Below are 24,860 nucleotides of genomic sequence, written 5' to 3' on the forward strand. Positions count from 1 at the left end.
CAATCTATAGAAATATCTAGTATCTTGGATTTCGATCGACTTTTATGATTGTTGCTCAGTGCTGTGATACGTTGATGTATTAATTATACATAAAAGCTTGGTTAAAGTCAAATCATAAAAGTCATATTCTTGAGTTCATAAAAGTCATATTCTTGAGTTCATAAAAGTCATATTTGTGTAGTTTAGTTTCAATGAGTCGCAGGGAGCATCTCATTTTCGTAAAAAGATTTTTTTTTTACGGTGCGAGCTTAATAATTCGCACTACAAATGCAAAACTCAGATGCACCATACTCACATCATGCCCGTTACATTACCCGTAATAAAACCTGTTTGAGCGTTCTCTTAGGACATGATATACAACAGTTTTCAAGTACAGGAGGAATAACTTCAACAATCAAATTATTTGATTGTAGTCGCCCTGAAGGGCGTGGGGAGACTTTAAACGGACGGGGAGCGACAGTAAGACAACTTCGGTAGCAAGTTGCGATGAACCGTCAAGAATCCCCGTCCGTTCTACGGCGGGGAGTATGTCAATTACCCAATACTGTGCGAAAATACCGTAGTTGGGCGATCGATCTTTCCCAGTATAAATAAGGCGTGTACTGCACACCCTAGGTTGGAAGTTGGGTTAGATACAGCACAAGCACCCTAGGTTAATAAGGTGCTTGTGGTGCATTTGACGTTTAGATGTACGGAGAGGGTGGGATTTGAACCCACGTTAAGATTGCTCCTAAAGTAGTTTTCGAGACTACCGCATTCAACCGCTCTGCCACCTCTCCAATTGACTTGAGATGTAAGCTAAAAGTATCTTACCCTACAGTGCGCCACATTGTAAATCTTTATAGAAAAGAAGTTTGATTTTCTTCAGATTCCAGAGTCGTCTTAAATCCCCCTGTTGGCGTCCACTGAAGGGCTCCGTCGCGCCCAGTCCAGAAAATCTGGGTTTTGCTTTGGCGCAGTTGGGCGGCGGTTTCTGGGTCGATTTCGTCTGAAGATGCGATCGCCACTTGCGGGCTAACTGCCTCCAATAACTCGGCTGTCAGGGTTTTTCCCGACCACAACAGCACTTGCGCCCGCTTCAATGTTCCTGCGGCTGCTAATCTCTTTGATAACATACTTTGCGCTTCCGGTGTCATGTCACCGACAATCAACCAGGTACGCCCCCTCACCAATAATTCTACTACCGGAATCTCCGCATCCACGAACTGCAACCGCGTCGAACCCAGATCGATCGTGCTGTTAGTTTCTAAAAGAAAGTAAACGCCTTGCTGCGATTGCACAGCCGTCATAAATTTCCCATCGTTGCCACGGTGAATTTGTTTGGAATCTTTATTATCATAAAATGTTTTAATTGGCAAGCGTCCTAGTAATTTTCCCCAACCGCCACTTAAACCTAAATGGCCGTGAGTGGCGATCGCAAAATTCACAGAATTAACTCCTTGCTGCTGCAAAAAAGGCAACACTGTAAACCGCACAGTATTTTCATCACCGGTATTAATTAGCGTCACTTTTCCCTGATCTTGAATTACCAAAACTGGTTCGCCAGATGTCGCTAGCAAAGTAACTTGAAACAAAGATGTCTGACTGTGCCAACCTGGCAAAGCTATGATACTAATTCCCGCCACCAGCGCCAGCGGTAAAATCCAAGCCGAAGAAATCCGCAGTGCAAAAACTCTGCTTTTCCCCTGTTTCCCTCTCCCTGCTTCCTGCTTCCTGCTTCCTGCTTCCCTCTTCCTGCTTCCCTCTTCCTTCTTCCCTCTTCCCTCTTCCTTCTTCCTTCTTCCCCCCAGCCAAACCCAGCAGATTAAACCGTAAAGCGCGATTAGCTGAAACACCGATACTTGACCTACAGCTACCGAATTACCGGGCAATTGCGAGAAATATTGGGCGATCGCAATTAACCACCTTGCAGGATACTCCAACACTTGCACCAAAACACTACCAGCCGGCGGAAAAACCAATCCAGCTAAAGCGCTAACCATCCCACCAATACTCAAAATCCACAGCAAAGGAGCCGCAATAATATTGACTAAAATACTGTAAGGTGATACCACACTAAAAACATAAAGTAGTAGTGGCAGCACCCAAACTGAAGCGGCGATGGGAATCACAACAATCGAAGCGATCGCAGGTGGCATCCAATCCAATTTTGCCATCAGTGGCGGTGCTGTCACCACTAACCCCAAAGTTGCCAAAAAACTCAATTGAAAACCTAAATCCCAAATCCACAAAGGGTTAACTAGCAGTAAAATAGTCCCAGCGATTAACAGCAATCCCAACGGCTTAACTTCGCGACTTAGTACCAAAGCAAATAGTGTGCCAAATCCCATCAAAGCGGCGCGGCAGATTGAAGCTTCAAAGCCTGTTAATCCCACCAGCAAAAATAAAGCACCCACGCCAAAACAAAATTGTAACTGTTTGGAAAAACGCCTAGTTAAAGCCAAAACTAAAGCCAAAACCATCGAAACTTGAGTGCCGGAAGCTGCGATCGCGTGAGCCAACCCAGCTTGCACAAAATAGTCGCGGATGTTGTAAGGTAAATCAACCGCTTGTTTGCCTAGGGCGATCGCACTGATCAACGGCCCTTCGGGAACATTTAACTGCGATAGTTGCGATCGCACGATCCGCATCCGCATCGCTTGAATTGGCGACGGCTGCATCCCGGTTGACTCCCAGAAAGCAGCCGTTTTGCTGTTAAGTCGATTCACATCCGCGATCGCATTTTCTCTCTTCCAGTCAATCTGACGCCCTTTGAGCCCTGCAAAAGCCCCTTCTCTAGCTAAATATGCTTGAAAATCAAAAGCCCCCGGATTCGACGGTGGCTGCGGTTTGTACAACGAACCTACAACTGCGATCGTATTGTCGGCGTACAAGCCCGTTGCTTGCAGCAGAGGCACTGTCACGTAGAGTTTGCCGGATACTTCGCGGTTGACGACTACTCCTCCTTCACCGCCGTTGATTTCGCTCACTAAATCAGTGTCTAGCCAAAATTGCGATCGACCCGATCGAGTCAATCGGGGCGTACTGGCGAGTCTACCGCGAACTGTCACCGCCACTTCTTGAGTGTTACCAACCGCCGGAATCAGTTTGCTGATGTCATTAATTGTCGGTTGGGGCGATCGAACTGCCAAATAAAAGCTAGCGAGAAATGCTGCTAAACCGGCCACTGCCCACACCCATTTTGCTCTCGGCAGCATCTCCAGAAAACTCAATTCTTCCCTCGCATCCAAGCGTTCTTCAACAGTATTTTCTTTTTGTCTGCTGCGTCTTTTTTTAGTGGTTTTGAGAGAATTCCTAGCATACTTTAACAACAATTTAGGCATAGCGAATGCGACGGCTATTCCCAAAGCAAGTATCCCGTATCTACCCCAAGAAACCCCTGTAGAAATCAATCCCAAAATGTAGGCAATACAGAAAATGACACCCGTTGCTTGATTCATTAATTAATTAATTAGTAATTAGCAATTTTTACTGTCAAAAATAGAGTTTATTTTGCTTTCCAGAGCCTAACAAATTAAGCTCAGAAAATAGAAAAAAATTCGCTTTGATAACCTATTCAGCAGATAAGATTGCACTCATTCGCAAACTATCTTGAAATTATCTGCGTTGATCTGCGTTTATCTACCTTGCATCTGCGGTTGACTTATCAATCAAAGATTTATGCAAGAGGTCTAGTATTTAAATTGTATATCAAGAAATAATCAAACTCTTGTGGGGCGTTGCTCTGAGCATCACCCCGAATATGCAATTTAAATCCCCAACAGCTTAGCTTAAATAGACAAACCCAATTTTAAACCGAAAGCCGCGTGCAACACCATAAGTGCTAAAGCCGTCGTGCCCAAATAAGCATGAACCGCGCGCAGGGCTAGCTTATTGCCCCCAAAACCCGTCAGCGAAATCAAGCTACCAACAGCCAGCAAAACTAGCACTCCCGAACCAGTCCAAAAGTGCGGGCTTTCCATGACAGGCTGGTGCTGCATTACCAGCGACAGCAAGCCACCAGTGTAGCCCAAAGCTAGAAATAAAAACATCCACGGTGCTAGCTTACGATGATCCGATCGACTTTTAAGCGCGACATCCTTATCGGCTGCCAAACGTCCCTGCCATCCCGTATACCCAACGAAACTGCCCATTGCCACTACCACAATCCCCATCATGACAGGATGTCCCCAATGGGTAATCGGTTCGGGAATTCCCAGACTGCGAAATTGGCTGGCGATGGGCTCTAGAACTTCACTTACATTTACCATTTGATTTTGATTCCCAGCTTGGCGATAAAATTTTTCGGACTAATTATTAAAATATTATAAAATACTTAGTATGGCAACTGCGATCGCACACTTCAAAGAACAATTTAACCAGACCGCAAAACATTGCCCAGAAGTCTATATTTACACAAAACTTAGCCGGCTAAAGCCGGCTGTGAGATTTTTACAGCAGTGATGCTGTTTCAAGTTAGTTGTTAGTTTGATCCGCTAAATCGAAAAGCAAAAAACAAACGTAATTCGTCGGCACGTCACACCCCGAAGGTGCTTTTCACCCAATCTTCACAGCCTCATCCTCACTCTGGATGTTAAATTTTACTTGCCTACTCAAAGTTAATTTCAATTCCTTGACTTTGGAATGCCAAAGAGGGAAACTAACATTGGAGCTGACGAGCAGTGGCACTTCCAGATTTTGCCAATCGCTCTCAAGGGAGAGTCAGGAACTCAGGTCTAAAGACACTGAGCTTGTAAGACGAAAGTTGAACCAAGCTATTCTGACCAGCCTAAGTCTTAACTGACTACGTTTTTTGAGTCACGACACCCCGGAATACGAAGCTAGTTCCTTGCTCTGTCATCTGCAATTAAACAGTTTTAAAGTCACTGAAACAGTGTTGCAGGTCTAAAAAGCTCTCAAAACATTGACCGACAAGCTAACATCACCCCGAAAGGGAGGCTCGCTTGCGAGCAAACATTATGCGTACAGGATTGCGAAGCTTGAAATGGCAATTGTCCCATTGAAAGTACATCACAAAAGTACCCCTAGCCAAGCAATCCCAAGGCGGTAATGGAAAGATTCAAGGAGGTTGAAACCGCCGAGCCGTTTTCCTCTCAGGACTAAAGTCTCGCTCGTTTCCCACTTACCGAGTTTTTCTATGAACTACTGCAAAAAAACTAGAGGTTTCAACTCTCAGAATTTTTCTATAAAGTATGCCGTCTGATCGCGCCCAAAAACAGGTACAAGCCTTCGACTTAAGTTGTGAAGACCACCAAATTTTAGACCATAGTTCAAACTCCCAGATTAATCTATGGAGTCAATCTAAAATCTAAAATTTAAAATCGACTAACTTTCGCGCTTACCCTTCCTCGGAACCGTGCGCGTGCGATCGCTAAACTCGCTGCGCCGTCGCTAAAGTAGCTTCCGAAGGTTGGATATGATACTTTACGAGATTGGCCAGTTCTTGTAACTGACTAATCGCCTCTGCACCTTCAAGTTTCATCAATTCGCGATCGTCCCGCATCTCAGTCCAAGTAATTCCGTAATCTGACACCAAAAACCGAATCAGATGGTTGTCCGTCAAACTGACCATAAATGAGGCACTGTTCATCTGACCCCCGCAAGTGTAGCAGGATGCCAGATAACCCCGACGCTCTAGCACGATCGCCAAAGCCTGAAGGTTCATTACCAAATCTTGGACGAATTTACGGTGTTGTTCTGCAAGTCTCAGAAACACAGTTGTTCTCCTATCACCACGCCGTGTATTTTATACCCAATTTCATGGTTTCTTAATAATTGGGTATTTAGGTGCTGGTTCATTATACGTTTAGTATGCTTTAAAAAAATCGGATTAGCGACCTCTTCAGCTTACTTATACTAGACTAACCGAGTTGCGATCGAAACTAAGTATCACCAGCGACATTTAGCCAAAACACGCTGTCATCCGGGACTCCAGCCAGAAAATTCGCCTACTCTCACGGCTGATTCAGCCCTCGGACAGCCCAAAGATACAAATAACTAATCATAGCAATGAAGTTAGTTAAGTATAATAGTTCAATCGCCCTGGGGATACTCCTCCCAAAGGGTTGTCGTCTGCCGCAAGCTCCGAAAGTCGCCATTTCCCAAGATCAAGTGATCCAGCAGCGGAATCGACAAAAACTGCGCTCCCGCCAGCAACTGCCGCGTCAAAGCAATATCCTCCGGGCTCGGTTCCACACTCCCCGATGGGTGATTGTGCGAGATAATCGCCCGTGTCGCCCCTTGGCGGATGATCTCCCGAAAAATATCCCTGGGATGAGCTAAAGTTTCCGTAGCTGTGCCGATCGTAATTACCTGAGTTCCCAGCAGCCGATTCTTGACATCCAGCAGCACCACAGCAAAACGTTCCTGAGACTGCCACATCAAATCCTGACTTAGCGCATCCGCCGCTGCTTGGGGAGAGTCAACCACCGCCATTTCCGGCGGCCGCGACTGAAATACCCGCTTCCCCAACTCCACCGCAGCCAAAATCCCCGTTGCCTTAGCAGGCCCAATCCCGTGAATCTGCGTCAACTCCTGGACGCTAATGCCACGCAGCACAGCCAGAGGGTCGCGCTGGTGCAAGCTCAACTGATTTAAAATATACTGTCCCAGCCCCACGGCCGAAAGTTTACCTTTTCCCTGACCGGTACCCAGCAGAATCGCAATCAATTCCGCCGTCGCCAAACTTTTCGGGCCACCGGCCATCAGCCGTTCCCGTGGACGTTCACCGGGAGGCAAATCGACAATTCTCAAGCTGTAAGTCATAGATGCACCTTACTAATACAGCGGAAGCTCAGCAATTACATAATTTTAGCCGATCGATTTCCTGGTTCAAATCAGTACAATCACCGAAAAAATCCCCAGCATTAACCGAGGGTTTTGGCACAGCAAATCTAACCCAACGTTTCGCAAGCGATCGAGTCTTTATCTCGATCGAGCTTAAACGGATCGCCCGGATATGCCTCTAACACTCGCTGCGCTTGGGCTTGAGTCGCAAAATCAGAACAGTTGCAATCCGAGTTAACGCAACTGGGAAAATCCGCACTTTTCACCTTGGGTTTAGAAGACTCGTAGTTCACTTTCTTGATATCTTTCTTTGGCTGCTGTGCATCAAGAGCAATCTCTGCGGTTCGTTCAACAGATTTGACTGAAGATGGCAATTTGCGATCGATCTCTGGTTTGACAAGTGCAGGTGCCGCCGCAGAAATTGCAGCTTTCCGTGCTGGTAATAGCGTTTTCACAGTCTCCGGCTGGGGTGTCGGCGCTGCCGAAATCACTGACGGCTTAGGCGTTTGAGATGATATTAGCGGAGTGGTTGGGGCCCGATCCGCCACCGAAACTTGCTGAGGTGGATTCGGTGCGGTGACGCCCACAAGTACAAACGAAGACGCCATCAACCCGCCGTACATCGCGATCGATCGCTTGCGGGTTGGTGCGGCCACCCATTTCGGATTAACAAGGCCCAGAAAGAAGGCAGGGATCGACAATAAAAAGCTTAAGATTAAAAAATTAAACATAATGACCTTAATTCGTGCGCGTCCAAGACTGAGAAGTTAACTTCCTTCTCTATCGGCAGGCCAACTCACAAATCCCTATAATTTACAAAACAAAGTATATAGGACGCCCGACACCCGACGCTGGTGAAACCCAGTTTTTGAGTGTATTTCTCTTGACTAAAGCAGCGATTTTTTCCTAAAGTTCGCGATCGCACTTTGACCCCTAAAAATCAGGGTTTTTAATGGCAGTAAATGACTAAAACCAAGTTATTTTCCTTAAAAAACCCGATTTATCGCCCCTCGGACGTAAGTCCTGGTAAAATTCTTTGTAACGCTACCAGAAACGTGAAGTGCGCGCGCAGCTACGTTCAGCGCAAAGGTTCGCTGACCATAGATTCTTGCCATTCAGTTGAGACTGGCAACACCGAAGCTACTGGCTGCGGCGGCTTAGCTGCTGTCACTCCCACCAAAACGAACGAAACTGCCATCAAAACGCCGTATAAACTTACAGATAGCTTGCGATCGCCCATTCCCACCCATTGCGGATTGACCAGACCCAGACAAAAAGCCGGCATTGAAAACATAAAAGTTAAAACAAACAAGCTAGACATCACAGCACCTCCAACTCCCGAACTGTACCAGTCAATTACTTCTCTCTTCCATTAACCCATCAAAAATCCGCTGAAAAAAGTTGCGATTGATGATTTATGACTTGCGAAGTATTCCCTGTTACCAAACCATAAAAAAAACCGTTAAATCTACTACTTGAGGTAGATGTTAAAAGAATTAATAGCTTTTGATAGAATCGAAAAATCGCGCTTAAAATGGACACTAAATTTCTCAATCAAAATATGCAAGTCCGCTTTAACGTAGTCCGCCAAAATCAAAACGAGGCTCCCCGCGTTCACACTTACACCCTAAACGTGGAAGAAAGCAATACTATCCTCGACTGTCTCAACAGCATCAAATGGGAACAAGACGGCACTTTAGCCTATCGCAAAAATTGTCGCAATACCATTTGCGGTAGTTGTTCTATGCGAATTAACGGACGCTCCGCCTTAGCTTGCAAAGAAAATGTCGGTAGCGAACTCGCAAGATTGGCAAAAATAGCCAATTTCAGTTCAGCAGAACAGCCTGCCGATTTCATCCCAGAAATTACCGTCGCCCCAATGGGAAATATGCCGGTAATTAAAGATTTGGTCGTTGATATGACCAGTTTTTGGGACAACCTGGAAGCAGTTGAACCATATATCAGCACAGCCTCGCGAGCAATTCCCGAACGAGAATTTCTGCAAACTCCCGAAGAGCGATCGAAACTCGACCAAACTGGCAACTGCATTCTCTGTGGCGCGTGCTATTCTGAGTGCAACGCCCGCGAAGTCAACCCGGAATTTGTCGGCCCCCACGCCCTCGCCAAAGCTTACCGCACGATCGCCGATTCCCGCGACAGCGAAACCGAAAATCGGCTCGAAAAATACAACGAAGGTACCGCAGGCGTCTGGGGCTGCACTCGCTGTTATTACTGCAACTCGGTTTGCCCGATGGAAGTTGCGCCGATGGATCAAATTGGTAAGATTAAACAGGAGATTCTCGATCGCAAAGACGACCAAGCCAGTCGATCGATCCGCCACCGCAAAGTCTTAATTAATCTCGTCAAAGAAGGTGGCTGGATAGACGAGCGCAAATTTGGCATCGAAGTAGTCGGAAACTACTTTCGCGACGTTCAAGGTTTGCTGAGTCTGGGCCCGTTGGGTTTGAGAATGATCGCCCGCGGCAAATTCCCGCTGTCCTTTGAGCCTTCCGAAGGTACCGAAACCGTGCGAAATCTGATCGAATCGGTGCAAAGTTTAGAAAATTCGGCAGATTAGCGATCGGCTGTCGTTTTCCGGTAAATTACAAGTTGTGCGATCGGCAATCTTCCCAAAAGTCACTACTCAAAACTCGCAACTCAAAACATTTAAATGACTGCTAAAACACCTCCATCCCCAAAACCGACAACTCCCAATACCCTAAAACCAGTAGAACCAGCTTTTGGCTGGAATACCTACGCCGAAACAATCAACGGACGATTTGCAATGGTGGGATTCGTGGCACTTTTGCTGCTAGAATTTTTCACCCGCCAGGATTTTTTCACCTGGCTGGGACTGCGTTAAATTCAGCATAACTCGGTTGATAGCCACTAATGCGTAATATCATGTCACATCCCACGACACAATAAAATTGGTTCGATCGTTTGGACTTCAATTCCTCATCATCCGAGGACTGAAGTCCGAACAATCAAACAGCTTTATTAGGGTAATTTGCCCGACATCATATACATCTTCTCCCTAAAACACAGTTCATTCAGTTGACAGTTGACAGTTGACAGTTGACAGCTACTTCTACCTGGAAGGAAGAGGATTGGAGTAATGAATCATCTGATTTTAATTTCCCCCTAAAAGAGAGAGGCTTTAAACCAATTTTTTCTGGTACAAAAATAGATAATCATCCATTCTTAACCTGAATTCCTGCTTGCAAAACGTGAAAATCGAGTTAAGTCATCGAAATAGATTCTGGATTTAGATCCAATTAATTTCCAGTTACTTCGCGGATGGTCAAATTGTACTTACCTTTACCTTTTGGAGGTGGATCGTAAGCATTGACAACTACGCGGTAGCGACCGCTAGCAGACAAGGTAACAGTCAGCTCAGAATTGGAATTTTGCTGCGTGACATCATCATTTTCTCCAAGTAGCTCGCCCTGGGAGTTGAGAATAGCCAGATAAGTATCAAACTCGCTACTTTCTACGGTGACAACCACTTTCTGACCCTGAGTTCCTTCAAAGGTGTACTCGTCGTACAAACTGCTGTCCGAGGGCAGTACAGAAGACTTGGTAGTAGTGAGTTCTCCCTTTTGCTCTAAAATGACCTTAGACGATCCCCCAGCAGGACTCGGCGAAGGTTGTACATTTGGAGCCTGAGTTGGCGAGGGCTTTGGATCTGGCGACGGATCTGGCGACGGGTTGGGGCTTGCTTGAGCTAAAACAGCCTTGTCAGTATGACTCGCATCATCTGAATTTTGAGGAAATTCTGCTGAAACAATCGTGGAACTGCTGTTAGTAACTCCACCTGAATTTGACACTGGTACCGAAAGAGTCGCTTTCCCAGAAAAAATAGCTAGTAGAGCCATTGGCGCGATCGCCCAAAATCTAATTTGACCCATGAATTACCTCGATGTGCAACGAAGGAAGAGTTGACAGTTGACAGTTGACAGTTGACAGTTGACAGTTGACAGTTGACAGTTAACTGTTGACAGTTGACACTTAACAGTTGACACTTAACAGTTGACAGGAGGAATAGGGAAGAAGAAATCAGAAAGAATAAATCGGAAATAAGGAAGAAAAAAATCGCTCCATTGCCAATTACCAATTACCCATGCCCAATGCCCAATGCCCAATGACCTGTTTGGCCAATGCCCAATGCCCAATGACCTGTTTGGCCAATGCCCAATGCCCAATTTTTAACGGATAGTTAGACTGTAACGACCCCGACCTGAAGCATCATAAGCATTGACAATCACGCGGTAGCGACCCGTAGCTGGCAAAGTAACGCTCAGAAACGCATTTTTAGTCGAATCGCTCGCATCGTCATTTTCTGCCACCAATCGGCCGTTAGGGCCAAATATAGCCACATAGGGATCGAAATCTGTACTTTCGAGGGAAATCACTACAGACTGACCCGATCGACCTTCAAAAGTATACTCGCGATACAGACTGTTATCAGAAGGCAATACCGCGCCACCTGCGACTAAAGCGCCTTCTTCTTGCAAAATCGCCCGAGAAGGTGCCGTAGGAGCACTCGCTTTCAGTTCTAACGTATAAGCCCCCAACTGCCTAGCTTCGTTGGAATTTGCCAGCAACGTGTAAGTGCCATCTGCTGGTAGCCTGAGTGTAATTCTGGCGTTTTTATTGCCCGCTCCGTTATCATCTTGCGCGATTTCCCGCTCGCCTGGTCCGAGCAAAATTAAATAAGGGTCAATTTCTTGACTCTTCATTTCTATTGTGATTTGCTGGCCCGCTCTTCCCTCAAAGGAGTAGAGGTCAAAAAAGCTGTTGTCTGCGGGCAGAATGCTAGACTTATCGGTAAGTTTGCCCGTGACGGCGGGCCCGTTTAACGCAACTTTTTGAGGTGATTTGCTGCCAAAGGCCGATCGCCTCTGAGCCACGCGGGGAGCTCGCCCTTCTCGCACCGCTGTCAAAAAAGCTGGTACTTTGTCTATGACAATTGCAAAACCGATACCGATATTGCCTCCACCTTGGCCGCGAGTAAAAATAGAAGTATTGACGCCGATTAATTCTCCAGAACTATTAAGCAGCGGGCCTCCTGAATTGCCGGGATTGATGGCTGCGTCGGTTTGAATTAAGCCCCGCTGCGGGTCAATGCGGCTGACAATTCCGACTGTCAAAGTACCTTGAAATCGACCGAATGGATTGCCGATCGCAAATGCTTGTTGTCCGACTTTTATCGAACCGGGACGGGCTAAAGGAATTGTCGGCAAATTGTTTTGACCGCGAATCTTTACCACCGCTAAGTCTAGACCATCTTCGCCGAATCCAACGACATCGGCGACCAGTTTTCTGCCGTCTGACAGAATTATATTCACCGTACCGCCGGCGGAAACAACGTGGGCGTTGGTTAACACCATGCCGTCGGGGCTGATAATTGTGCCACTACCGTTAGATTTAGCTGTATCGACGGTAACAACCGCAGGACTGGCTTTTTCGTAAACCCGAATATTTGTTTGTTCTTCGACATTTTGGGCGATCGCGCCTGGGAAACGCACGGAGTTAAATTCCGCTAAATTTTCCTCCTGCTGTCCGGGGAGCACCTTCACAACCGCAGCAGCCCTGACTGGAACCCCAACTATTAAAATTCCTGATACCGCTAAACTTAGAAGTTTGAAATTCATGATCGTGAATTAGTATTTTTTAACTATCAGCAGGTAGCAGTTAAGTTTTCGGGTTAACTGCTAACTGTGGCCTGTAATTATTTTAAGACTTGGAGAAGGGTATTGATAAATTTAAGCTTGAGATTGCTTTAAGATTTCGCCTGTAGCTGAGTTTTCGGAAAATCGATCGACTTATCGGGCCAGAGTTTTGTTGGTAAACTAAGATCAGCCAGCAGTTTCGACAATTCTCGAATCTTCTGGCGAGCGATCGACAATATACTTAACATTAGCGTCCCGCACCACAGCATCCTGATCGCCATAGAAAAAAGACAGCAAAGCAAAACGCTCACCGCTAATCATCGCCGTCGCTTCATGCAGCAAAGAACACGAAAAAATAATCGCCGTGCCAGAATCCCCTTTATAACCGTGCGGCGCGTACTCCGGGAACCGCAAAAATCCCCCCGTGTACTCCCCCACATTCAAGTTCAAAGTCATCGCAAACCTGCGGTGCAGCGTACCTTTGCTCGTATTGTCGCGGTGCGCCTGAAAATAACCGCCGCTTTGGGCATCATAACAAGCTATCAAATACCGTTCAAACCGAGTAATTTCAAACTGGAAAGCTTTTTTTACTTCCGGTACCACCCTGCGTAGAATAATCGCACTCAATTGTCGCTGCAAATCCTGGTCTTTAATAAAAAAATCTCGACGTTTCTTGAAATTATCGTCGTGAATACCAACAGTTTTCCCGTCTATTTGCCTCATAAAGCCCGAGGGACTGCCACCGTGAGTTTTGTACATATCGATCAAAGCGCCGCAAGAAGCTTTGTCCAAAACGTTAGGAATTACCAAGACGGGGGCGTGCCGAGTAGCCAGTCGGGCTGCCTCGCACGGGGGCAAAGTTTTGAGAAAATCCAATACTTGTTGGGCGTGTTTGTCGCTTTCACCCATCGGCAAAATGTTAATTATCTGAAGGTTTTCGTTAAGAACAAAAGTTTGAGGTGCATAGTGAACTCCGGCAACTCCATTTTGTTCGACATCTCGGCAAACACCGTACTGCTGGCTGATTTTTTTGTCGAAGTCCCAGAAAAAGATGAATGACGGAGCAATTATTGTCGCTCTGTTTTGTTCTTTGTCTGCTGGGTCAACGCTCACTCCGAACAGCGGTACTTGCAAGGTCTTGAATTCTACTGAAAGCTCTTGAAAGCTTTTGAGCATAGCTTGGATTTGCTCAAAAGCTGCGCTGGCAAAGAAAAACAGTACGACTCGGCGGCCGCCAGCCATCGAAAAATGAAATAAGGGGTTATTGCTGGCAGCAATGGAAAACCAAGGCGCCGGATCTCCTATTTCTAGTAATGGCATATTGCTGATTTTAGATTTTAGACTTGAGATTTTATATTTTAGACTATTGTACTTTGGGTTAGTTCCAGAGGTTGTATTTTTTGCGATCGAACCTGACAAAGGTTATTTTACAGGAATACTATTAAATAGATTTAAAGAGTATTTTTTTATTAGCTTTTATTTGTATTTTATACCATTATAAAAAAGCTTGCTACAATAATTTATTGGGGCTTGCTTATAGGTTTATCGAAGCTCCCAGGTGCGTCGCTATGAGATTGTCGATCTTTCTTAAAGATGGTGGATAGCGACACACCCTAAGGCTACGGCTAATGTTGCATGAATTTTGCTTTTTTAGTATTACTTGATTGAGCTGCCTCTAAAATCGGATTTTATAGTTATTTAAACATTATATGGTCTGAGAATAAGTAGATGGGCATCAATAAACGCAACTTGGATTTTTGCCTTGCTGGCGCGAGAAATGTTGAGTTTTACCCACCTACTTATAGCGGTTCTCAAAAAGTGAGGTATGCCCTATGCCCTATGCCCTATGCCCTATGCCCTATGCCCTATGCCCTATGCCCTATGCCCTATGCCGTTCGCGTACCTCATCTTTCTGAGAAAGGCTATATGTTTGCCTATTTGTCGAAACTGGGGGAATTATCCGGTTGGTCTTCCGGGTATTCTACTGGTCGATATTCCACGTAGTCTGACGGCGGTGCTTCCACGTCGCGGTTGCTGGGGCGAGACCTCGACCCTTCCGCAGGACGGGTTTTTTTGGTTCTCGGCGGCGCGTCAGAACTGCGGTTTTCCGAAGCAGGGGGGCGGTTGCTGCGGCTGCGGGTAGGTCTTTCTTCGGGGTTGTCTGAAACGTCCCAGTTGTCAGACCCTTGGGCTGGCGGGGCTTCTGGGCGGGAGGGACGTTTGCGTGAGGACGATCGATCGATCGACTCCCTAGATGTGTTCGCGCTACCGTTGCGATTCGACGAAGGACGGCGGCGGGGCTCATCGTCGTAGGATTCCCGCGAGGAACGATTGTCTTGACTACCTCGAATCCGAGGACGCTGAGGGTAGTCTTCCTCTGCTTCTATCTGGTCGAGGTCGCTATCGTAGCCATCGTAAGCGTAGGCGTTACTGACAGGTCGCTCTTCATCTACATATTGGGAGCGACTTTTAGCTTGGGCTGTGGTAGCTCCCCGCAGTTTGATGCTTTCGGCTGCAAAAAATATGGCGGAACCTGCGAGTAAAAATTGACCGAATGCCAGAATTGGGTCAAGCCGCCATCCTTGAAATAACAGAATACCGCCACAGAGCAAGCCGACTGCTGCAAAAAAAATATCGTGGTCTCGGGCTAGTTTGGGACGCCACGATCGCAGAAAGTACAGTCCTGCCCCTGCTACTGCTAGGATGATCCCTAACAGGCTGCTCAAGTTCAATCCTAAATTGACCATTAGCCTATCTCCTATGTCTTTCCTATGTTAGCGAGTTAGATTTTACATCTATCAATAAGTCTGTTATCCCGACTGTGCTTTCACAGGGCAGCGTCCGGTCAGCCTTTCAGAAGAGGGAAGCGCACCTTATAATAATGAGTTTAACGGGAAAAAACCTCAGCGAAAGCAGTCAACCGAAGGTTTTGCCTTCACAGTTGCTGGTGGCCGAGGTTTCGCAAGCCGGGAAATGCCCGACGTGCAGCCCAAAATTGACTCGCGCGCCGGACACAGAAACCCGCAGACTTTTTAGGTGCGCTTGATTTTGTCTTTTTGGCTGATAAAGATCAGGGCGATGGTTGCTGGAATCACTACTAACGCCACGCCCACCAACAGGCTGTACAGAAAATTCGCGAGTGAAGGAGTCATAGATTCAAAACCTTTGTTACAACAATTTGATTTTTATTAATTTTATCAGCACTCAGTTCTCAGAGCGAAGTTCAGCAACGGATGTTGCAATGGATGTTGGTGATGTAACGGATAGAGGCAGAAGCAATATTTTCCCCCTCCAAAACTCGAACCCTGGCAGCCTCTAACCCTTGAACCCTCTCCATTCCAAGGTCTAAGGCCGGGAAAATTATGCTTGTCTTGTTCGATCGCACCTACGAAACGGTTAGAATTATGAGGCGCTGACTTAACAAAACTTAAGATTTCGAGATAAGACCCATGACTGGTATTACCGTTGCAAGTTGGATTCTGGGCTCTGTCCTAGTGTTGATGACTTTGCTATTTATTTTTCGGATCGTCCTGACTTGGTATCCCGAAGTGAACCTGAGCCGACTTCCCTTAAGTCTGATTGCTTGGCCGACGGAACCTTTTTTAGCCCTAACTAGAAAGATTGTACCGCCGATCGGCGGAGTGGACATTACGCCGATTATTTGGGTCGGTATCTGTAGCTTGCTCCGGGAAATGATTCTCGGCCAGCAAGGCATCCTGACGATGATGATGTAAGAGTCAGTGGGCATGGGGCCTTGGGCATGGGGCATTGGGCATTGGTCATTGGTCATTGGTCATTGGTCATTGGTAGAGGCTTATTTCCAGTTGGCGATCGCACTGGCTACTGCTAGAAACCGGGTTTTTGACCAAATCTGCGGGCTGAAACCTGTCTTTTGGCTCGAACCGGGTTTCTGGACACCAGTGCGTTCAGGACGAAACTAATGACTAATAACTAATGACTAATGACTCATGACTCATGACTACTGACTCATGACTACTAACTATTTTGATTCATAAACTGTTCGACAAAGTTGGTATAAACTTCGCCACTGAGAAATTCGGGGCTATCCAGGATTTTTTGGTGGAAGCTGAGAGTCGTGGGAACGCCGGTGATGGCGCATTCCCGCAATGCCCGTTTCATCCTGCGAATCGCTGAAGGTCGATCGCGCCCCCATACAATTACTTTACCGATTAAAGAATCATAGTAAGCCGGTATTTCGTAATCGGTGTAAACGTGAGAGTCCATCCGCACACCGGGGCCGCCGGGAGGTAAATAACCGCTGATGATGCCGGGATGGGGTCGGAAATTGCGATCGGGATCTTCAGCATTGATCCGGCACTCAATGGCGTGGCCACTGAGAATCACTTGGTTTTGCTTGATTTGCAGTTTTTCGCCTTGGGCGATGCGAATTTGTTCGGCAATCAAATCGAGGCCTGTAATCATCTCCGTGACGGGATGTTCTACTTGGATGCGCGTGTTCATTTCCATGAAGTAGAACTTGCCTGATTTGTCAAGCAAAAATTCCACAGTCCCCGCACCAGTGTAGTTGATGGCTTTGGCAGCGGCGACAGCGGCGTGACCCATTTGATCTCGAAGTTTCTGCGTCAGCGCGGGACTCGGCGCTTCTTCCAGGAGTTTTTGATGCCTGCGCTGAATCGAACAATCTCTCTCGCCGAGGTGGATCACGTTACCGTAGTTGTCGGCGAGGATTTGGATTTCGATGTGCCGCGGCTTTTCGATAAATTTTTCGAGGTAAACTCCGGGGTTGCCGAAGGCTGCATCGGCTTCGCCTTGGGCTGCATGGAAGAGTTTGGGGAGTTCCGAGGCGTCTCTGACTAGCCTCATACCACGACCTCCTCCGCCAGCGGTGGCTTTGACCATCACAGGATAGCCGATGTCGCGGGCTACAGCCAAAGCCTCATGTTCATCTGCCAGCAATCCCCCACTACCGGGAACTGTGGGAACTTTCACCCGCTGCATAGTTTCTTTGGCAGTGGATTTGTCCCCCATCCCTCGCATAGCAGCCGGAGACGGGCCGATGAAGGTAATTTGATGGTCGGCACAAATTTCGGCAAATCGGGCGTTTTCGGCAAGGAAACCGTAACCGGGGTGAATTGCTGCGGCGTTGCGTGTCAGGGCGGCCGAGATAATGTTGGGGATGTTTAAATAGCTTTTGCTACTGGTGGGGGGGCCGATGCAAACGGCTTCGTCTGCCAACTGGACGTGCAGGGCGTGTTTATCTACAGTGGAGTGAACGGCGACCGTGGCAATCCCCATTTCCTCGCAGGTGCGCAGTATGCGGAGGGCGATTTCCCCCCGATTAGCGATTAAAATTTTCGAGAACCCCATCTTCGCTGCTTAATTCACTCAATATTCTGTACAATAATGCCTTTCGGTATGTTCTGGATAATCGTTTTGCAGAAATTGTTCACAAAAATTTATTTTACATTTTGCGGGTAGTTGTGCTATCGTTGTAAATCGGCGGTGCAAAAGGGCAAGTCACAAGTTAAATGTCAGGAACCTCAACCTGTAAATTTTTAACTCGTAACGCGAAAATCCCTGAGTGCCGGAAAAAGCGGATGTGGCGGAATTGGTATACGCGCACGCTTGAGGTGCGTGTGGCATTATGTCCTTGCGAGTTCGAGTCTCGCCATCCGCATTGAATATATAAAACAACTGTTGACGGTTTTTGCTGTTGACAGTTGTTTTATTGGGCGGCGTGAGTCCCAAGAAAAAAATATCGTTACAGGTATTAAGCTGTTGTGCATTTCAATTGAATTTTTTGTGTCAGGCTAAATTGCCTTCTGTGTCAACTTTAGTTTCTGTCTGAGATCCATCATCATTATCTTGCAAGAAACCGTGATACCAAGGTGTTACAATTCCATTTTCTCGCCCTAACCTCACAATTTCCCACAAAAGTGGGTCTTTACTTATTTGATGTTCCAGGATCAGTTCCCAGTAAGTATTTGCTCCTATATCGGTGCGCTCAATTAATCGGTTTTCTCCACCATTCCAGAATCTCTCAACAATCAAACGTTTGGATTGTACTATTTGGTCAATTAATATAAGTTTGGTCGCGACTACTCGATCGGGTTGAAAATCGAGGTATTCAATGGCATGATTGTATTTGGGAATGCAATCTAATTCAATATTCTCATCTGGTTCGAGGTCAAAATACTCTGAGGGTGTTAACTCGACGGATTGCCAATGAATACTGTGATTGAGCTTGTATTCGATCGCTATTTGGATGTTGGGCTCAGTTTTCATCTGTTTTTACCTCTTTTGCCTAAATCTCGACCTTCAAAGGCTTTCATAATCTGCCTGTAGGTTTTGGGTTCGATATCTTGATTGTTTAGCATTTCCTCTAATTGATTCGGTGTTTGCTTCAGCAAAAAGTTGATGTCAACACCTTTGAGGTTTGGGTTGCTTCTAAGATCCTTGAGCTGTCCGAGTCCTGCTAATTGAGTTTCTATGGGAACGTTTGGCTGAATACTCACCGTTCACGGATAGCGATATGTCAGTTGTGTTGGTATCATAGTATCATCAGGTATCGATCTGTTGTCAATAGGCAGAATGGGATTAGTTAGGTTCCGAATTCGAGAGTTGGCTGACGAAAAAGGATGGACGCTAAAGGATGTGGCCGATCGATCCGAGGTTCCGTACAGCACAGTCAGGCACTATGCTCGTTCGGAAGGACTAGCAACGGTTGATATCACATCCATTCAAAAGATAGCTCGCACCCTCGATGTTCTGATTGAAGAGTTAATGGATGTTGTTAAAGAATAATAATGAGAATGGTGTTGGATCGTGCCACAGTATTTTGGAGATGCTAATCAGAAAGAAATCCGTCAATATGCAGAAATTATCGCCATGACGGATGATGTGTATACAATAGCTAATTATCTAGAGATTTCTGAAAAAATTATCCGCCAAGTAAAAGAACACATATTTATCAAGGAACATGAGCTTGATATTCCCAATGATGAGACAAATACTATTAGTCATGTCCGAGGTAATTTTACACCCGATGGTGAGATTGCTGATTTATGGATAAATGCAAAAAATGGTGAGCTACAACCGAGAGAAATTACCAAGTTTAAACGGTTGATAGCCCATGAGTATATAGAGCAAGCACTAATAGCCGATGGACTTCCTTATCGATCGCCTAAAGCTTGGATAGAGCATCCCATGTATGGTTTTGGCAACTGGCCAACCCCGGAGAATTTCGGAGCACACGATATAGCTCCGAATACTGGGAGGCCCAACCCATTTTCCCACTGGGTTAAAATAATAGGTAAGTCAGCGGAAGGACTGATGCTTGCGGACGACCTCTCGAATCTTGATGAGTTGCTTGAAGCTATTAGAGAAAGAATATGACTGCGAAAACAATTACCGATACTGCACTAGAGCGAATTTTAGCAATTAAATGGGAGCCAGACGATAGTCGCGTTAACTCTCACATTGCCCTGTTGCGAGAATACTTGAGACGTGCCGCACTGTGGGCCAAAGCTTTAGATTGTACAGATGAATGGCCGTTTTTTGATGTGGCTGCTCATCTTGGTTCTCTAGATGCCGATGAAACTAAGGTTAAAGTGCTGAAGACTCATTTCACAGAGACACCGTTTTATGTGGCGGGTATTATTGAGAAAACCTGCGAGTGGTTCCTCGAATGGGATAGCGTGAAAAATTCACCAAAAGTCAATGAATTTACTCTACCTGAACCGTATGAACCGCTAATTTTAATGTATGAACGCGGTGGCATATTCTCTACGGAACATGGATTTTTTGATTTTGCTGTTGGGGGTTTTCCTAGAGGTAAATGGCAGAAATACGACCAAATCATGCCTTTGTTGAAACTAGATGCGAGAACTTTAGATCGACTAGATATTGATGCGGGCGATGGGTTAAACATAATTAACCCGAAAGCAGAAGGCGATTAAACATCAATAGAGGGATGTTGATTTTCGGAACTAGGTAAACTTGTTTGATTAGATGATGGTTTGAACAGTTTACGCGCAGCCAGCAAAGCAAGCCCGCCAAAGATTCCACCACCCAAACAACTAACGATAATGGCACTAATGAAGGGATGAGGCGGCAGAGGATGCTGGAAAGAGGGTAGTGCCCAAGGTTTTTCGATTAAGGGGTAGCTGCTGCAAACAATGCCCGCAACGCCTATACCCACACCGACAACGGCTATGGTGATTTGTAAATTGCGATCGCGCTCGTTTTCATTTTTCTCAGACTCTACCTGTTGTTTTTGAGCATCAACTTCCAAAATACCTTGGATTGTTTCAATCATCTGTTGAAATAATTCCTTTCCTGCGGTAAGATAACTCATATTTAGTTTAATCTGTTGCTGAAAAATCTTGCAACTATCCTTAATAAATTCTTTGAAAAAATCTAAGTTGTCTATTTCTTTGATGCTAGACTCGCCAAGTTTTTTCAGCCAATAACTATAGTTTTTAGAATTCGTTTCAATCGCAATCTGGTGAAGTTCGATATCTCGCAAATAGCGGGCATAAGTTAACCCGATTTTAGGGAGTTCTGTTAGCCAGCCTTCTAGTTGTTCCAGACGTTCCTTTCTATCTGATTTTAAATGGCTAAATTCTTCTACTTTTTCTTCTAACTGACTGTACAGTTTTCTCGCTTCCTGGTTACATCGATGCGCTTGGTAATAGACATAAAGGATTTTACTGCGGCAGCATAACAAATTTATCAGCGGACGGTAATAATTACCTAATTTCTCTATCTCTGAAGTTTTTTCATCAGTATCTAACCAGACTAGAATATGACACTTTAATCTCGGATCTTCTTGACTGTTATCAAATTCAAAAATGGGACTACCTAGCAGTTTGCCTTCACCGATTAAATAGGCTTTTGGCTGTTTAAGCTCTGAATTTTGAAACAAAGCGTCTACACAAGCTACTGCTAAATCTTGATGATTGCCAGCAAAATCAACCGGTTTGGCAAATAATACTAGGGTTTGTCCCAGTGATGCTTGGATTTCGCAAGGTAGCAGACAACCTTGAAAATTTAGGTTGCTCAGTTGGTTGATTTCTAATGTTAAATTCGGGGAACGTAGCGTGAAGTCAAGTGCGTAAGTGTCGTGGAGTTGCAGGGGGTAAATTTCGCCTGTCAGGGGCAGTTGATCCGGTTGGCTAACAGTTTCAAATGACACAAATCTATCGCCATCTGACTCGTAAAGTTCAAGATAGTCGCTCTGTTGGGTATTTTGGCTGTTTCTATTGCTCAGCTTTTCGGGTAAAAAATCGAGCGGCGGATTTGTTTGCAGCAGGTGTCCCAAAGCAGCGCATTTCTGCCATAAATGATCTGCTTTGTCTACAGGTTGTTTATCGCCTTTGGCAAGGTTGTTGCACAAATGAAAGGCAAACAGCGTTAGTTTTGGGTTGGCAAGTTTGCCTGTCAATTGAGTGCTATTCATCACCTAGATATTAATAGGGTTTCGATCAGACACGTTGTATTTTTATAATAAACCAAATTTGTAGGGGCGGGTTCACCCAAAATATATGGCAAAAACAAATAATATTGTAAACCCGCCCCACCCAACAGACAATCAAAATGTGCCATAAATTTATCGGTAAGATGTTCATGTGAATAATGGCGGGGATGGGGCGGGTTTATCAGATTTTCTGTCAGTTTTATAGATGGTTGGTGAACCCGCCCCTACAGGATTTTGGAATTCTTTTGATTAATTATACCTCACCATAAATAAAAATGTACGAACCCTAGAACTTGTCCCAGCACCTTGGCGGTTGCTATAGTTCAACCGCCCAGTCTTCTATGTTGACTTGTTGGGGAAACTTTCTTGGATGGCATTTAATAGCGTTTCTCTGGAAACTTTGGGAGGTGGTGGCGGTGGTGGGGCTATCGGTTCGGTTGTTCCTGGGAGGCGATTGGTTAATTGGATTTCCCCCGAATCTAATCCTTGGCGAGTCAGGGATAATGCTTTTTCAATGTCGGGATACTTTTCACACCATTCAAGAATGTTTTCAGCAATATCGTCCTCTGTTTCTCCGAAATTAGCACTTGCCTGTTTGAGGTCTTCATCTCTATTTTCAATCAAAAACAGATGGGGCTGATTTTTGATTAGGTATATAAAGGCGTGGATGTTGTTAAGACTACCTTCGAGCATCATTCTCAGATTCCTATTGACCAACTGAACAAAATGCAGCCCAATGGTAGGGCGATTGAAAAGGTCGTATTTCTTTAGAGCCTATCTTCTCAAGCATATCGTACAGGGTTGCTTTTTCGACGCGACGTAGGGGAAGTTGCTTTGTCCATGTTTGCAAATCTTCTTTAGTGGCATCCCGCAGCCAAAGTTGAGCAGAGTTAAGGGCAAGGGAGACACTTAACCCGGCTTTGAGAAGCTGATAAAATTTTATCATCAAAAATGAGGTTGACAAATCGTTGACTGCCCACAGCGTCGGGACTACACTGGAACTGCCGGCAACCAGGAAACCGCTAGGTAAGCTGATATATTCGTCGCTGATGCTGTTAAAGTCGCTGATGCCGGTTTCGCAGGCGGAGAGCACAACTAGGCGGCATTCTCGGAAGTCGAGGGCAAAGATGTCTGCTAAGGTGAGGCATTTGGTGAGGTCGAGGGTTTTGCCATTTCGTAAGGGTAGATAGCGAGTGGGGTTTTCTTCTGGGGGAGGCGGGGGTAATTCGCAGTCGGCTAGGAGTAAGGCTGATAGTAAAGGTTGTTGAAAGTTAAAGTAGCCGTGACAGCTAAAGTGGGCGCAGTGGGCGATGCGGAGACGGCTATCGCCTATGACTGATTTTTTGGCATCACTTTGGATGAGGATATCTTTGGGGTGGAAATGCTCACTAATCGCTGGCACTTCTAAGTCTGTAAATTTGAGGTCATTGGTGGGGTTTTGAACGGCAAATAGGTGAGTGAAATGGGGGCGTTTTCGCCTTTGTGCCTGTTGCAGCAGTTGGCAACTGGGCCCATAGCGGACACCTTGTTTGAAGCAATCTAGTAAGCAGGGATTGGCGGGTTCAGCAGACTGCGTTTCTGGGTTAAATCGCTGCCAGGTTTCATGGCTAACTGGCAAGGCGTGAAGGGGGAACAGGTGCAGGAAACGGTGGGGAATTAAAATTAATTGATCGCAGTGTTTCGGCATTCTCCCCAGAATTTCATTGAGATGCAATATTTCAGATAGGCTTTGGAGGCGAGGGGCTAGGTTTTCCCGCCATTCGGTTTTATCTTCCTTTTCGTAGTCTCTCAGATATTCGTCGCGCCAGTTTATTAAGGCTTGAAAGTCGGTTTTTGAAGATTGCCAGACTATAGGAGTTGGTGATTGAGGAGTGATGATGAAAGTAAGGAATTTGTCGCCTAGAATGTACCACTGAAGAATAGCGGTGTTTTCTGTTGTGAGGGCTTGAATATCGCTGTAGGAGATGTTTTTAACTTTTTGAGTCAGCAGGAAGTCGGGGTCGATGGGTTGGATTTCGCGGACGAGTAGTTCGTCGAGTTGTTGCCGCAATTTGGTGAGATTGGTAGAATCGCGGCTGGTAGTTTGTAGGGTATCGATTTGGAGGCTGCGTTCTCCCGATATTTTGCCATAGTTGCTGTTACGATTTGTCTGTTGGTTGTCTAGTCGGCGCTGTTCGGCATCAATTTCTCGACGCAGGCGCGAGAGTTCGTTGAGAACGGTTTCGGGAATATCGCCTTTGGGGTATAAGTCGCGGTTGGCGAGGAGTTCGACTAAGTTGCGGGCTTTGCTGCGTTCGACGTATTCTATGGCTGCGGTGTAGTTTTTTAGCTTTATGCAAACTTCGACCATATTTCGATAGAGTTGATTCCATACTTCGGCTAATTTCTGTTTGTTTTCATCCCCAGATTCCTCACCCCGTAAAATCTCTACTGTTTCAATCGCTAGGGCGTAATTATCATAGGCTAGTTGCCATTGCTGGTTGCTTCGGTAAAGATTGCCTAAATTAGATAAAGTTTCTGCATTATTTTGCGGGAAAGCCTCACGAGTTCTGATTGTTAAAGCAGCTTGATAAAACTCGATCGCCCTTTCTAAATTATCCGCCCGCGAACCGTTGATTCTGTATAAGTAGGCATTAGCTAGGTTATTTTGAGTCGTTGCCCATTTCTCGGGGAAATCCTCAAGCTTATAAACAGTTAAAGCAGCTTCATAAAACTCGATCGCCTTTTCTAAATTATCCGCCCGCGAACCGTTGATTCTGTCACTGTAGGCAAGGGCTAGGTTATTTTGCGTTTCTGCCCATTTTTCGGGGAAATCCTCAAGGGTACGAACAGTTAAAGCAGCTTCATAAAACTCGATCGCCTTTTCTAAATTATCCGCCCGCGAACCGTTGATTCTGTATAAGTAGGCATTAGCTAGGTTATTTTGAGTCGTTGCCCAT

25 protein-coding genes and 2 tRNA genes are annotated in these 24,860 nt (G+C 45.8%); 9 read left to right on the top strand and 18 right to left on the bottom strand.

Annotation, left to right across the window (positions count from 1 at the left end; genetic code table 11):
* Positions 1-394 precede the first annotated feature (394 nt).
* From QUB52_RS13625 to QUB52_RS13655, 7 genes are all read right to left on the bottom strand, one after another.
* On the bottom strand, positions 395-610 hold the full coding sequence (locus tag QUB52_RS13625; RefSeq protein WP_265239220.1) for a hypothetical protein: 216 nt from the start codon (positions 608-610) through the stop codon (positions 395-397).
* Between the two features lie 82 nt (positions 611-692).
* Positions 693-779 (bottom strand) — tRNA-Ser (locus QUB52_RS13630).
* Positions 780-839: 60 nt separating this feature from the next.
* Positions 840-3,440, bottom strand: a complete 2,601-nt coding sequence (locus tag QUB52_RS13635; protein ID WP_332973386.1) for a ComEC/Rec2 family competence protein — start codon at positions 3,438-3,440, stop codon at positions 840-842.
* 330 nt (positions 3,441-3,770) lie between these two features.
* The gene (locus tag QUB52_RS13640) at positions 3,771-4,250 is read right to left on the bottom strand and encodes a DUF4079 domain-containing protein (RefSeq protein WP_265239448.1); all 480 of its coding nucleotides are present in this window, start codon (positions 4,248-4,250) and stop codon (positions 3,771-3,773) included.
* A gap of 1,121 nt (positions 4,251-5,371) precedes the next feature.
* Entirely contained in the window at positions 5,372-5,716 is a 345-nt protein-coding gene (locus QUB52_RS13645) for a DUF1815 family protein (RefSeq protein WP_106149494.1), read from the bottom strand.
* Between the two features lie 317 nt (positions 5,717-6,033).
* Positions 6,034-6,765: a RadC family protein gene (gene radC, locus QUB52_RS13650; protein ID WP_265239449.1), complete on the bottom strand. Its 732-nt coding sequence runs from the start codon at positions 6,763-6,765 to the stop codon at positions 6,034-6,036.
* A 128-nt stretch (positions 6,766-6,893) separates the two neighbouring features.
* Positions 6,894-7,442, bottom strand: a complete 549-nt coding sequence (locus QUB52_RS13655; RefSeq protein WP_332966442.1) for an excalibur calcium-binding domain-containing protein — start codon at positions 7,440-7,442, stop codon at positions 6,894-6,896.
* A 306-nt stretch (positions 7,443-7,748) separates the two neighbouring features.
* Here QUB52_RS13655 and QUB52_RS13660 point away from each other — a divergent pair, with 306 nt between their 5' ends.
* The 3 genes from QUB52_RS13660 to QUB52_RS13670 all read left to right on the top strand — a co-directional run bounded on the left by QUB52_RS13660 (position 7,749) and on the right by QUB52_RS13670 (position 9,649).
* Complete coding sequence (locus QUB52_RS13660; protein WP_332973388.1) at positions 7,749-8,162, top strand: hypothetical protein; 414 nt, start codon at positions 7,749-7,751, stop codon at positions 8,160-8,162.
* Between the two features lie 185 nt (positions 8,163-8,347).
* Positions 8,348-9,364, top strand: coding sequence for a succinate dehydrogenase/fumarate reductase iron-sulfur subunit (locus QUB52_RS13665; RefSeq protein ID WP_265239328.1), 1,017 nt, complete (start codon positions 8,348-8,350; stop codon positions 9,362-9,364).
* Positions 9,365-9,457: 93 nt separating this feature from the next.
* Positions 9,458-9,649, top strand: a complete 192-nt coding sequence (locus QUB52_RS13670; protein ID WP_332966445.1) for a chlorophyll a/b-binding protein — start codon at positions 9,458-9,460, stop codon at positions 9,647-9,649.
* Between the two features lie 415 nt (positions 9,650-10,064).
* On the opposite strand, the gene QUB52_RS13675 is transcribed toward QUB52_RS13670, so the two are convergent.
* The 5 genes from QUB52_RS13675 to psbX all read right to left on the bottom strand — a co-directional run bounded on the left by QUB52_RS13675 (position 10,065) and on the right by psbX (position 15,613).
* Entirely contained in the window at positions 10,065-10,697 is a 633-nt protein-coding gene (locus QUB52_RS13675) for a pre-peptidase C-terminal domain-containing protein (RefSeq protein WP_332966446.1), read from the bottom strand.
* A gap of 297 nt (positions 10,698-10,994) precedes the next feature.
* Positions 10,995-12,443, bottom strand: a complete 1,449-nt coding sequence (locus QUB52_RS13680) for a trypsin-like peptidase domain-containing protein (protein ID WP_332973389.1) — start codon at positions 12,441-12,443, stop codon at positions 10,995-10,997.
* 204 nt (positions 12,444-12,647) lie between these two features.
* Positions 12,648-13,781 carry a redoxin domain-containing protein gene (locus QUB52_RS13685; protein ID WP_332973390.1) on the bottom strand — a complete coding sequence of 378 codons (1,134 nt, stop codon included), beginning with the start codon at positions 13,779-13,781 and terminating at the stop codon, positions 12,648-12,650.
* A gap of 614 nt (positions 13,782-14,395) precedes the next feature.
* Positions 14,396-15,208, bottom strand: a complete 813-nt coding sequence (locus tag QUB52_RS13690; protein WP_332973391.1) for a Ycf66 family protein — start codon at positions 15,206-15,208, stop codon at positions 14,396-14,398.
* 285 nt (positions 15,209-15,493) lie between these two features.
* Positions 15,494-15,613 carry a photosystem II reaction center X protein gene (gene psbX, locus QUB52_RS13695; RefSeq protein WP_193975715.1) on the bottom strand — a complete coding sequence of 40 codons (120 nt, stop codon included), beginning with the start codon at positions 15,611-15,613 and terminating at the stop codon, positions 15,494-15,496.
* Between the two features lie 297 nt (positions 15,614-15,910).
* On the opposite strand from psbX, the gene QUB52_RS13700 reads away from it, so the two are divergent.
* Positions 15,911-16,195, top strand: coding sequence for a YggT family protein (locus QUB52_RS13700; RefSeq protein WP_265239334.1), 285 nt, complete (start codon positions 15,911-15,913; stop codon positions 16,193-16,195).
* Between the two features lie 12 nt (positions 16,196-16,207).
* A complete protein-coding gene (locus QUB52_RS13705) occupies positions 16,208-16,402 on the top strand; it encodes a hypothetical protein (RefSeq protein WP_265239335.1) in 195 nt (64 codons plus the stop codon).
* Between the two features lie 55 nt (positions 16,403-16,457).
* Here QUB52_RS13705 and accC read toward each other — a convergent pair whose 3' ends face one another.
* Positions 16,458-17,810 (bottom strand): acetyl-CoA carboxylase biotin carboxylase subunit, encoded by a 1,353-nt coding sequence (gene accC / locus QUB52_RS13710; RefSeq protein WP_332966451.1) that lies wholly within the window; start codon positions 17,808-17,810, stop codon positions 16,458-16,460.
* Between the two features lie 226 nt (positions 17,811-18,036).
* Here accC and QUB52_RS13715 point away from each other — a divergent pair.
* A tRNA-Leu gene (locus QUB52_RS13715) sits at positions 18,037-18,120 on the top strand.
* Between the two features lie 128 nt (positions 18,121-18,248).
* On the opposite strand, the gene QUB52_RS13720 is transcribed toward QUB52_RS13715, so the two are convergent.
* Complete coding sequence (locus QUB52_RS13720; RefSeq protein WP_265239338.1) at positions 18,249-18,728, bottom strand: hypothetical protein; 480 nt, start codon at positions 18,726-18,728, stop codon at positions 18,249-18,251.
* Entirely contained in the window at positions 18,725-18,958 is a 234-nt protein-coding gene (locus QUB52_RS13725; RefSeq protein ID WP_332973392.1) for a hypothetical protein, read from the bottom strand. The genes QUB52_RS13720 and QUB52_RS13725 overlap by 4 nt, the downstream gene beginning before the upstream one ends.
* A 76-nt stretch (positions 18,959-19,034) precedes the next feature.
* On the opposite strand from QUB52_RS13725, the gene QUB52_RS13730 reads away from it, so the two are divergent.
* The 3 genes from QUB52_RS13730 to QUB52_RS13740 are packed head-to-tail and all read left to right on the top strand — an operon-like array spanning position 19,035 to position 20,401.
* Positions 19,035-19,247, top strand: coding sequence for a helix-turn-helix domain-containing protein (locus tag QUB52_RS13730; protein WP_332973393.1), 213 nt, complete (start codon positions 19,035-19,037; stop codon positions 19,245-19,247).
* 21 nt (positions 19,248-19,268) lie between these two features.
* Positions 19,269-19,838: a hypothetical protein gene (locus QUB52_RS13735; RefSeq protein WP_332973395.1), complete on the top strand. Its 570-nt coding sequence runs from the start codon at positions 19,269-19,271 to the stop codon at positions 19,836-19,838.
* Complete coding sequence (locus tag QUB52_RS13740) at positions 19,835-20,401, top strand: hypothetical protein (protein ID WP_332973397.1); 567 nt, start codon at positions 19,835-19,837, stop codon at positions 20,399-20,401. The genes QUB52_RS13735 and QUB52_RS13740 overlap by 4 nt, the downstream gene beginning before the upstream one ends.
* Here QUB52_RS13740 and QUB52_RS13745 read toward each other — a convergent pair.
* The 3 genes from QUB52_RS13745 to QUB52_RS13755 form a co-directional block, all read right to left on the bottom strand.
* Positions 20,398-21,903, bottom strand: a complete 1,506-nt coding sequence (locus tag QUB52_RS13745) for a hypothetical protein (RefSeq protein ID WP_332973398.1) — start codon at positions 21,901-21,903, stop codon at positions 20,398-20,400. The two genes, QUB52_RS13740 and QUB52_RS13745, sit on opposite strands and share 4 nt — an antisense overlap.
* 357 nt (positions 21,904-22,260) lie before the next feature.
* Positions 22,261-22,617, bottom strand: coding sequence for a hypothetical protein (locus tag QUB52_RS13750; RefSeq protein WP_332973399.1), 357 nt, complete (start codon positions 22,615-22,617; stop codon positions 22,261-22,263).
* 10 nt (positions 22,618-22,627) lie between these two features.
* Positions 22,628-24,860: CHAT domain-containing protein (locus QUB52_RS13755; protein ID WP_332973401.1), on the bottom strand; the 2,233-nt coding region annotated here is incomplete at its 5' end.

This window comes from Microcoleus sp. A6-C6 (assembly GCF_036705955.1).
Lineage (GTDB): Bacteria > Cyanobacteriota > Cyanobacteriia > Cyanobacteriales > Microcoleaceae > Microcoleus.